The 8,256-nt window shown below is 59.5% G+C and carries 9 protein-coding genes; 8 read left to right on the top strand and 1 reads right to left on the bottom strand.

What is annotated here, in order from left to right; translation table 11 throughout:
• Nucleotides 1-133 precede the first annotated feature (133 nt).
• The 3 genes from EN857_RS32970 to EN857_RS32960 all read left to right on the top strand — a co-directional run bounded on the left by EN857_RS32970 (nucleotide 134) and on the right by EN857_RS32960 (nucleotide 2,924).
• Nucleotides 134-991 carry an ATP-dependent DNA ligase gene (locus tag EN857_RS32970; protein WP_135859697.1) on the top strand — a complete coding sequence of 286 codons (858 nt, stop codon included), beginning with the start codon at nucleotides 134-136 and terminating at the stop codon, nucleotides 989-991.
• 78 nt (nucleotides 992-1,069) lie between these two features.
• Nucleotides 1,070-1,579: a DUF892 family protein gene (locus EN857_RS32965; RefSeq protein ID WP_127392967.1), complete on the top strand. Its 510-nt coding sequence runs from the start codon at nucleotides 1,070-1,072 to the stop codon at nucleotides 1,577-1,579.
• 1,012 nt (nucleotides 1,580-2,591) lie between these two features.
• Nucleotides 2,592-2,924 (top strand): response regulator, encoded by a 333-nt coding sequence (locus tag EN857_RS32960; protein ID WP_187331526.1) that lies wholly within the window; start codon nucleotides 2,592-2,594, stop codon nucleotides 2,922-2,924.
• Between the two features lie 669 nt (nucleotides 2,925-3,593).
• On the opposite strand, the gene EN857_RS35995 is transcribed toward EN857_RS32960, so the two are convergent.
• Complete coding sequence (locus tag EN857_RS35995) at nucleotides 3,594-3,821, bottom strand: helix-turn-helix transcriptional regulator (protein WP_245493544.1); 228 nt, start codon at nucleotides 3,819-3,821, stop codon at nucleotides 3,594-3,596.
• A 152-nt stretch (nucleotides 3,822-3,973) separates the two neighbouring features.
• On the opposite strand from EN857_RS35995, the gene EN857_RS32950 reads away from it, so the two are divergent.
• From EN857_RS32950 to EN857_RS32930, 5 genes are all read left to right on the top strand, one after another.
• Complete coding sequence (locus tag EN857_RS32950; RefSeq protein WP_135859695.1) at nucleotides 3,974-4,735, top strand: hypothetical protein; 762 nt, start codon at nucleotides 3,974-3,976, stop codon at nucleotides 4,733-4,735.
• A 238-nt stretch (nucleotides 4,736-4,973) separates the two neighbouring features.
• Nucleotides 4,974-5,249, top strand: coding sequence for a hypothetical protein (locus tag EN857_RS32945; protein ID WP_128347047.1), 276 nt, complete (start codon nucleotides 4,974-4,976; stop codon nucleotides 5,247-5,249).
• Entirely contained in the window at nucleotides 5,246-6,976 is a 1,731-nt protein-coding gene (locus EN857_RS32940; RefSeq protein ID WP_135859694.1) for a recombinase family protein, read from the top strand. Before EN857_RS32945 ends, EN857_RS32940 begins: the two co-directional genes overlap by 4 nt.
• A 378-nt stretch (nucleotides 6,977-7,354) precedes the next feature.
• Complete coding sequence (locus tag EN857_RS32935; protein WP_127394357.1) at nucleotides 7,355-7,621, top strand: type II toxin-antitoxin system ParD family antitoxin; 267 nt, start codon at nucleotides 7,355-7,357, stop codon at nucleotides 7,619-7,621.
• Nucleotides 7,622-7,624: 3 nt separating this feature from the next.
• Nucleotides 7,625-7,936: a type II toxin-antitoxin system RelE/ParE family toxin gene (locus EN857_RS32930; RefSeq protein ID WP_127394356.1), complete on the top strand. Its 312-nt coding sequence runs from the start codon at nucleotides 7,625-7,627 to the stop codon at nucleotides 7,934-7,936.
• Nucleotides 7,937-8,256: the final 320 nt, after the last annotated feature.

The following is an 8,256-nucleotide window of genomic DNA, read 5'->3' as shown; positions in this document are numbered from 1 at the left end:
CAACTCGCGGACTTCGCGCCATCGTCTCCACGCTTTGAGCCGGGTAGTTATTTAAACATTCAAGTTAGCTAAAATGTTCCGGAACCGGATCGGGGTTTGGTGCCTTGAATCGCGGTCCTGTCGAGTTTCGTTGATGCGTTTGAAGTTCATCGAGCCTTTGATGCCGACGCTGGTAGACAAGCCACCCGAGGGCGACGGCTGGATTCATGAAGTGAAATTCGACGGCTACCGGTCGCAAATCATCATCGATGATGCCGAAGTGCGCATCTTCACCCGACGCGGCCTTGATTGGACAGCCAAATATCGGGACTTGGTCGAAACCGCGAGAGGGTTGAACGTCCGGAGCGCGATCATAGATGGAGAAATCATCGTGCTGAACGACGCAGGCGTCTCCGATTTCGGAGAACTGCGCAAAGCCATCACCGGGCGCCAGCACGACCTCTATTTCGTCGCCTTCGATCTCTTGCATGTCAACGGCCACGACCTGCGGGACATGCCACTGATAGACCGACGTGAAGTGCTGCAGGCTATGATCCCCACAGACAAGCGGATCCAGTTCAGCGAGGCACTTCCGGGAAGCGGCGCGGCCGTCTTTCTCCTTGTGGATCAGGCAGACCTTGAAGGGGTCGTTTCGAAGCGGAAGGATAGTAAGTATCGCCCTGGCCCGTCGACCAACTGGCTAAAGGCCAAATGCTACGTCGAGAAGGAGATGGACATTATCGGTGTACAGCGGGAGGCCGGAAAGCCGGCGATGGTGCTGATGGCGGACAAGGGCCGCTACATGGGCGGCGCCTTCGTCACCTTCAAAGCCGACAAGCGGCAGGCCCTGTGGGACCGGGTCGCCGCCAAGACCGGCGCTCCCTCACCGAAGGGCCTCGCCAAGGAAAAGGCTGAGTGGCTGAAACCGGGGCTGGTCGGCCGAGTTAAATTCCTGAAGGGAGAGGACAAACTTCGCCACGCCTCGCTGAAGGATTTTTGGGAAGCGAACTAGGCTCGCTTCGGCAGCGGCCTTCGAGGAACAAACCGCATCAGGAGACGTTTGGCTCCGATCAAATCATGGAGACAAACAATGTCCGAATCGCGCGAATGGCTGATCCAATGGCTGAGGGATGCTCACGCCATGGAAGAACAAGCTGAGACCATGCTATCGGGCCAATTGAGCCGCATCGAGAGCTACCCCGACCTCAGCGATAGAATCCGCATCCACCTGGAAGAGACCAGGGAGCAGGCCAAGCGGTTGAGGACCTGCCTTGACGGTCTTGAAGAGGGGTCTTCCATGCTCAAGGACGCGGGCGGGAAGCTGACCGCGATGGCGCAGTCGCTCAGCGGCGTGTTCGCCGGCGACGAGGTCATGAAGGGGTCCTTGGCCAGCTACACGTTCGAGCACATGGAAATCGCTTCTTACACCATTCTCATCGCTGCTGCGAACGCAGAGGGCGAAGCCCAGATCGTCCGCGTCTGCGAGCAGAATCTGCGGGAAGAGGAAGCCATGGCTGAGTGGCTGAAGAGCAACCTGTCACAAGTTACGGAAATGTTCCTAGCGCGGGCAGCGACCGATCGCGACAGCGCCAAACGCTGACTCTGGTGCAGTCGGCGGCTTGGTAAAGCGGCTGCTAATATATTTCGACTTGTCGGAAAATTATTCGGAACCGAAATTGCCGCGTCGCGCTTATAGGACAGTGGCAACCCCTCACATCCCAGGTCCGTGGCCACGAACCAGAGCGGCCCGTCGGTTTGTGGAAGACGACGACGGGCCGCTTCAGACTGTTCTTCGCTTAGAGATGGCCCGCAACAAATCGGCTTCGACCGTGCCGGCGTTTCGCTGTTCCCTTTCTTTAGAGCTAGCCGCCGCTCGCCACATAGCAAACACCCGCTGGAGTAAATCCAGTTCTGCGGGTGGCATTGCAGCCGCCCTCTAAGCGGCTTGCGCACTATCGCATAAAGCGGGGTCGGAGGCGAGGGATCCTGGTTTGCTGTTGGGAACGATTTGGCAGTTGAGGGCTATTCAAATAAGCGGTCGATCTCTCAGGAGTGTAGCCGCTAAATGGCAAAATCAGCTCGTCACCAGCGTCCTCGCGGTGGCGGGCTTTTTATTAGCTAAGTCTTAGAAAATGTTAATGTCAGTCGCAGCAAAAAGGGCGCATAATGCTTGTCTGCCCCAAGATGCGGGTAAGAGCCCGGCCTGTGCCAAGTCCCCCCAAAATCCCTAGCAGGTCGGGCACCTCGCAGGGGCAGGGGCAGAGGCCTGGCGATTAGCGGCGGCGGCACCATTTCAGCATGCACCGGATCAGGTCGAACGTCACCTTGGGAACATTTGGAGGACATTCCTACTCGATAAGGTGAGCTTGCGGATGGCCCGGCCTAGTGGCATAGCGGGCCTACTGAATACCCCGGCGCCCGATCGTGTCGCTCTGCCATGCTGCTGAGCAGCCGGGCTATTCGGTTCTCGTCAAATTGACTCGCAAATCCGCCCAACAGGTGTAAGCTTTCTTTAGGACCCGACAACCCAAAGGGGGGCGTCGATGTTGTGTTCTGTCGTTCCCATTAATTCAGGCCAGTTCAAGCCGGCAGCGCCACTGCAAGGACGCCGAGTGCTTGTCGTCGAGGACGAGTATCTGATCGCGATCGAACTCGAAGAGGCGATCACCGAAGCTGGCGGCAGGGTAATTGGCCCTGTGGGCAATCCTGAAGATGCATCGAGGAAAATCGCCAGCGAGGACGTGGAATGCGCCACGGTTGACATAAAGCTTGGTGCTGCCGCGACTTTCGCGGTCGCGGCCGAATTGAAGGCGCACGGCATCCCGTTCATATTCGTCACCGGGTATGACCGGACCATTGTCCCAAGCGAATTTTCGGGCGTTCAGCGTCTCGTGAAACCCGTCGTGCCCGATGACCTCATCAGGCATTTGATCGAGCTGATCTAGTTCACCGGCCACCGACGCGCATCTGGCTAACAAAAGACTGCATTCTTACCTTGCCCTTGAGCCCAGCTTCTGGGACACACCCGGCCACGAATCCTGAGTCACCTCGATAAGCGAGTCGGGCTGTGGCGGTCCCAAAATCGCTATTGGCAACCTGTCCGCGATGAGGAATTAATCCTCCCGGTGCGGCGACTCCCTTTTCGGATCGCCAATGACAATGAAATTTCCCCTTCGTTGAAGACACACTCGGCAAGAAGCTGGAGGCCGGCACAGACCTTCCGTGGACTGCCTGACATGCCGCCGGAATGCGTCCTGAACGTGGCCGAGCTGGTCAAGCGCTTAGGCCCGGATCATGGATGCACTGGGATCTGGTCAAGGTGATCTTCTGCCACGAGCGCCGCGGCGCCGGCCGAGAAGACCGGAACCTACAATTCACCAACCACGCGGCCACACCGGACAAGCGCAAGGGCTGGAGTCCATGAAACGGAGCGGCCCGGCAGGCTGGCGTGGGTAGGCCAGCAAACGCCGGGCCTAACCGGCGCTGGGTGTCGGGGGCGAACACGGCGCCGGCTGGCGAAACACTACGCTCTTGCCGAAATAGCAGGCACGTATCCATAAGGAGCCTTCGAACTTAGCTAGGTTCGAAACAATGCACGCGTGATTGGTGTGTCGTTAGGGTCGCTTGGCCAAGCGCACACCAGGGCCGCCTCCATTCTCTGGGATGAATTCGATCCCCGCAGCTTCAAAAGTTATTCGGAGTGCTGCCACAGTAGAATCTTTAAGTTGTTCGCCTCGTTCAAAGCGGGCGACAGTATCCGGTGAGACGCCTGTATTCCGAGCCAAATCTCTCGTTCCCCAGCCAAGTGCCACACGCGCCATTTTACATTGGACTGCATTCATTTCATAACACCGATACGATTTTGGTTGATCCACAGCCCTGGCTGAGCTATCGTATCCCTGATACGATTATAAACTGCGTGCTGTGGCTGCTGATGGTGCTGAGACCACCTCCAGCAGCCTAACCACAACCTAGGCTTCAGGGAGCTCGGATCATGGCTGATTCCGACCATAGCACGACTTTATCTTCCGTCACTCGGCGGCTGCTGATGACGCAGATTGTTGCGGTGGCCGGAATGTGGCCATTTGGCGCTCGGGCGCGCGAGGGCCGGCAGGACGATCCAGCTCTTCGGTTGTGTGACAGTTGGCATGGGGTTCACCGCTCGACCTTGGTGCTATGCCGGCAACAGCAGCAGTTGGAGACATATCTCGTTAAAGCGATAGGTTTTCCCTCTGCTAAGATGCAGCTTCCCGGCGGCGGGGAAAAGACGGTCCATTCCGTCGAGAGTCTCGACGAACTCTATTCTCCCGAAAACGAAGTGGAATGGGTCAGAACGTATTCGGAGCTGGCCGCACATCAGGCGCGCTGGGACGCTACTGATGCCGAGATCGGGTTTTCGCGAACTGACGAACTAATACAGCGATCGGAAGCGGCGGAACAGGCGCTTCTGGATGACCTGCCGCTGACTCCGGCGTGCTCCGTTGAAGGTGTATTGGCTAAGCTCTTGGTTATCCTGCGCTACGGTGAACATTGGCAGATACAGACGATTTCCCCTGGCGTCATATCCGGTCGGTGCTCGATGACCTTGCCCGCTACCATCACATTGATCCGACAACCATCGTCGCTTCATGCGCGCAAGGAAGGCATCAGGAATGCGAAGGAAGCGCTGGCGTATCGGGATTTCGCCGTGACGGCGATGGCGTGGATGTGCTCTGGCGGCCCATTGCGGAGACGACATAGGAATCCCCCGGTTTAGGTTGGTGTTCGAGTGTCTGCGAGTGCTCTCACCGAAACCAGTTGGAACGCACGATAGACCCGGCCAACCGGTGTCCCTTCAACTGAGCGCTATCGCCTCTCTTGGCGATTAGCTGGGAGACGAAACCGCAGAGCGCAAGTCATTGCACGCTATGGCCCTACGATATGAACTTGGTGCTTTCCTTCGCCTTCCGGAGGACTCTGATAGCGGGTCGATCACCATTGAGAGAGCGACCGCGATGGATGAGGAAACCAGAACTGGCCCACAGGCTTTGGTTCCGGCGAACGACAACGGCGACCCCGCCAGCCCCGCGGGGCGTCCCGCACTCACGGTGGCGGCCAAGCTGGATCTGGTGGTGCTGGATATCGCCCGGCTGATCGGCCGGCAGCTGGCGCGGGAGGCAATCGAGGCGGGGCAGGTGGCCAACGACAATCGGCCGAGCCGCCAAAGGGAAGAGGGCGGGGAGCCGGATTGTAAGTCCCTTGGGAACAAGAGAGAGGATATGCCGCCATGACCCGTGTTGCACTCTATGCCCGGTATTCCTCGGACAGCCAGCGGGATGCGTCAATCGAGGACCAGTTGAGGCTGTGCCGCGAGCAGGCGGCGCGGGAGGGCTGGAGCGTGGTGGGAACCTTTGAGGATGCGGCGATCTCCGGCGCCAGCACTGTGCTGCGGCCGGGCATCCAGCATCTGGTACGCGACGCCCAGCGCGGCCGCTTCGAGGTGGTGCTGGCCGAGGCGCTCGATCGCATCAGCCGCGACCAGGCCGATGTCGCGACCCTCTTCAAGCATCTCAAATTCGCCGGCGTTGCCATCGTCACCTTGGCCGAGGGTGAGATCAGTGAGCTGCATGTCGGCCTCAAGGGTACGATGAATGCGCTGTTCCTCAAGGACCTTGCCCTCAAGACCCATCGCGGTCTGCGGGGGAGGGTGGAGAAGGGCAAGGCCGGGGGCGGGCTGTGCTACGGCTACCGGGTGGTGAAAAAACTGGATAGCGAAGGCGAGCCCGTCCGCGGCGACCGAGAAATCGTGCCGGAGGAAGCGACCATCGTGCGCCGCATCTTTCGCGAGTTCGCTGCTGGCAAGAGCCCGAAGGCGATCGCAGTCGACCTCAACAAGGAGGGCGTTCCTGGTCCGCTCGGCCGACACTGGGGCGATACCAGCGTGCGCGGGCATGTCATCCGGGGCACCGGCATCATCAACAACGAGCTCTATACCGGTGTGCTGGTCTGGAACCGCCTGCGCTTCATCAAGGATCCCGCCACCGGCAAGCGCGTCTCTCGGGCTAATTCGCCAATCAAATGGATCCGCACCGAGGTGCCGCATCTCAGAATCGTCGAGGAGGAATTGTGGCTCGCCGTGAAGGAGAGACAGAAATCCATTGCCAGCCAGTTCGCGGCGGTGGCGACCGCCACGCGAAAGGCCCGAGCCAGGAAGCTGCACACCATGAGGCGACCGGTCTCCCTCCTTTCCGGCCTGCTCACCTGCGGCTGCTGCGGGGGCCGCTATGGCCTGTTTACGCGAGACCGCTATGCCTGCCTCAACCACCAGCGCCGGGGCATTTGCGACAATGGGCGCACCATCACCCGCGAGAAGATCGAGGAGCGGGTCCTCGCGGGTCTGCGGGAACGGCTCGTCTCGCCTGATACCGTGGCCGAGGCGATCAGAGCCTATGCTGAGGAGACCAACCGCCTCAACCAGGAGCGTCGCGCGCAGGGCGAACAGGAGCGCAAGGCACTCAACAAGATCGAGCGCGCCATCGCCGGCATCATGGCCGCGATCGAGGATGGCCTGTACCAGCCTTCGATGAAAGCAAGGATGGAAGACCTGGAGAGGCAGAAGGCTGAGATCACCGCGCGTCTGGAGATGACGCCCACTGACCTGCCCGACCTGCATCCCAACATCGCCACTCTCTACCGCAAGCGGGTCGAGCAACTCACGCAAGCGCTCGTCGATCACGAGGACGGACGTCCGGCCGCCGACGCGTTGCGCTCGCTGATCGGAGAGATCGTGCTCACGCCCGGGGACAAGCGAGGCGAGGTCCATGCCGAACTACGCGGCGAGTTGTTCGGCATCCTCGAGTTCGCCAAATCTGACCAAAATGAAAAGTCTGACGATGTCATGACAAAAGGGGTTGCGGGTCCCCGCAACCAAATCAAAAGGCCCGCTTGGCTCCTCGCCAGCGGGCCTTTTGCTTTGGCAGCCAACGATGGTCGCAATCAATTCGCCCCCTGGATCTGAGACGAGGTCTCGGCTGACGCTGGCGAGTTCCGCCTCGTCCAGAGCCGAAGCGTGCAGCGAAAGCCGAATCGGAGCAGCGACCACAACTAGATGCTAAATGAATTTAGCCGGCGGGCCTCTTTCTCAGCCGGCTTCAGTGCCCTCGTCCTGCCTGAATGGCGGGAGTGGACCGTCGGGAGCTGTCGATTGCTCCAGATTGCTCGATCGCGCCGGCGTCATCGGGGCCGAGGCGATATCTCGGTTCTGCCGAATCGGCGAATCAAGCCCGGCGGGGATGATCCGAATCAGAGGCGGAGATCGACCGAATCAGCCGATGCTGGCAATAGATGACATCTATTGCTATGTTCCTATAACCAGACATTTTTTCCAGAGGTTGCCATGCCCAACTATGCTCTGAACGACCACTATGAGAGCTTCATCAGGAAGCAGCTCGAATCAGGCCGCTACAACAATGCCAGCGAGGTCGTCCGCGCCGGTCTACGCATGCTCGAAGACTTCGAGGCGGAGCGGGAGAAATGGCTGCGCGAGGAGGTCCCGGGGCGCCTGGCCGAGCTTCGGCAAGATCCGGCGAAGGGAGTTCCCGCCGAAACGGTTTTTTCCCGGCTTGAGGCGCGTCATCGCGCGAAGCAGGGGAAAGCCAAGTAGGGGATGGAGTATCGAATTGTCTTCCATCCTATGGCGGAAGCTGAACTCGGACAGCTCTATGATGACATAGCCGAGCGCGCGTCGCCCGCGATTGCGTGGAATTTCGTTGTCGGAATCCGCGACCATTGCCTGGGCCTATCGACTTTTCCACAGCGCGGCACCGAGCGGATCGAGATCATGCCGGGGCTGCGGATTGTCGGCTATCGGCGCGCCGTCAGCATTGCTTTTGCCGTCGAGGGTGAGCGAGTGCTGATTTTGGGCATCTTCTACGGTGGCCGGAGTATCACGACGGAATTGCTGGAAGAGCGGCTCTGAAGCCATGCCCAGGCCGGCGTGGCGATTAGCATCCACCATGGCAGGGCAGGCGATTTTTGGGCCGATGCCGGGTATCCGGTGCCGGGCTGGTCGTGAGCCCAGGCAGGAACGGATTGGCAGCCGATCGCCGGTCGAGATTCAGCCAAGCCAACTCACAAATTTCGACCTTGTGGACATGCCCACGAGAAATCGAAAAAACATCTGAGAAGGCTGTTGACAGTATGAAGAGGTGGCGACTATATACGCCTCACCAACGAGGGCGGCTCGCCGCTGGCGACGAAGAAGTTCGCTTCTAAATCTGCCCTTGTGAGAAATTCAAG

This window comes from Mesorhizobium sp. M4B.F.Ca.ET.214.01.1.1, assembly GCF_004791545.1.
In the GTDB taxonomy this organism is placed as follows: domain Bacteria; phylum Pseudomonadota; class Alphaproteobacteria; order Rhizobiales; family Rhizobiaceae; genus Mesorhizobium; species Mesorhizobium abyssinicae.
Note: the sequence above shows the minus strand (reverse complement) of the source record. Positions and strands in the feature narration are given on the sequence as shown.